Source organism: Paenibacillus phytorum, assembly GCF_013141715.1.
Lineage (GTDB): Bacteria > Bacillota > Bacilli > Paenibacillales > NBRC-103111 > Paenibacillus_E > Paenibacillus_E phytorum.
On the sequence record NZ_WHOA01000063.1, the window covers coordinates 1 to 1,481 of the forward strand.

Here is a 1,481-nt window from a genome sequence, read left to right on the forward strand (position 1 = left end):
AGCTCCTTTTTTTGTTCGTTCAAGTATAGGGCAGATTTGCTCAACAATACTTTAATAGTTCCAAAGAAAAAGCTGTATGGAAATTCCTGAATATGGTAATAAAAAGAAAAGACATTATAGGTGTAATATGAAGCATCAACCTCAAGATTGGGAAAGTAAATATGGTTACTCTGAGATAATAAAAGATAACTTTATCTCGGCGGTGAAGATGACATAGACGAGTTGTTGTATGGAACAGTTGAAGCCCGTCAATATCAATCGAACTGGAAAATTCGAAAATCAACCAACTCCTAAGATTGATGTTGGATTGATTTAAGAGACATTAGATCATCAAATCGTAACGTATTTACTCCAGAAGGAATTGAATATCTTGCAATTCCATTTCGTGATGGTGAATTAAATGAAGTGAAAGAGTTTTTACCAAAAGCAAAGGAAGCCCTTCAAAATAGAATCGAACAAAACAAACGATTTCTTGTTAATTGTCATCAAGGAAGGTCTCATTCTGTAATGTTACTACTGTGGTTTTTGGGTGAAAAGGGGGCTCTTTTACACAAGGTTTTAAAGATATAAAAACAAAGCGCCCTATTATAGAGCCTGATAAAAATTTCAAACCTTTAATTGAAGAGTGGAAACGAGAATACCCAAATTGAGTGAATGACTTTTACTAACGGGGAACGATAGTTAAACATCAGAAGGGCTGCCGAGTGGCACCCTTTACTCCGAGGGACGGGCAGATTTGCTCAATAAAAAAGACATCCCAAAAAAAAGGAAAAATATGTCCTTTCGAGAAAGTAATATTGAAATTAAACATGGAGGTTATGGGATGGCTATAAAAATCATTGAAAGAGAACATTCCCGTATCATAGGAATGAAACTGGAAACATTATTGCAAGACACTAGAGAGCAAATGATAATTCCAAAGTTCCAACAATCGTTCAATGAAAGATTAGAAGAGGTAAATGGTACCGTAGGACTTCCGATTACATATGGCGTATTCATAGACCCGCCAAATTATAATCCTGATACAGACCTGTTTGCATGGATAGCTGGTATTGAAGTTAATCATGATGTGGAGCCGCCAGTAGATATGATTTCATATGAACTTCCTAAAGCGACCTATGCAGTTTTAGAATACCAAGGAGACATCGATAGGGCTGGTGATGCTTATGGGGAGTTGTATGAATGGATAAGTAATTCAGAGTATGAACAAGCAGGAACTTTCGGGTTCGAGATGTATTCGAAAGTACATTCACCATTAGAACGAGGAAATGCAGATTTTTTGTTGCATTTTCCAATAAAATGGAAGGAAAAGACTGTTTTCTAAATTCATAAGATTATTCAACTATGGAGAACAATAGTTCAAACAAACTAAGGAGCAGTTCTGCCGTGGCAGTCGCTCCTTGGTTTTATTGAGTTAAACATTCCTGTAAGGCCTAAGATTTGGCCTTTGTCAAAAAAGGAGCGCCTCGGTATGATGGGTT

Annotated in this window: 2 protein-coding genes; both read left to right on the plus strand. The window is 36.6% G+C overall.

Annotated features, from left to right (window positions below; translation table 11 throughout):
* Positions 1-321 precede the first annotated feature (321 nt).
* Complete coding sequence (locus GC098_RS41485) at positions 322-570, plus strand: dual specificity protein phosphatase family protein (RefSeq protein WP_376773847.1); 249 nt, start codon at positions 322-324, stop codon at positions 568-570.
* 253 nt (positions 571-823) lie between these two features.
* Positions 824-1,324 carry a GyrI-like domain-containing protein gene (locus GC098_RS07920; RefSeq protein WP_171642605.1) on the plus strand — a complete coding sequence of 167 codons (501 nt, stop codon included), beginning with the start codon at positions 824-826 and terminating at the stop codon, positions 1,322-1,324.
* Positions 1,325-1,481 lie beyond the last annotated feature (157 nt).

What these genes read in the sequence shown, in the direction of transcription:
- GC098_RS07920 (WP_171642605.1), top strand. Translation starts at nt 824, where the DNA reads ATGGCTATAAAAATCATTGAAAGAGAACATTCCCGTATCATAGGAATG.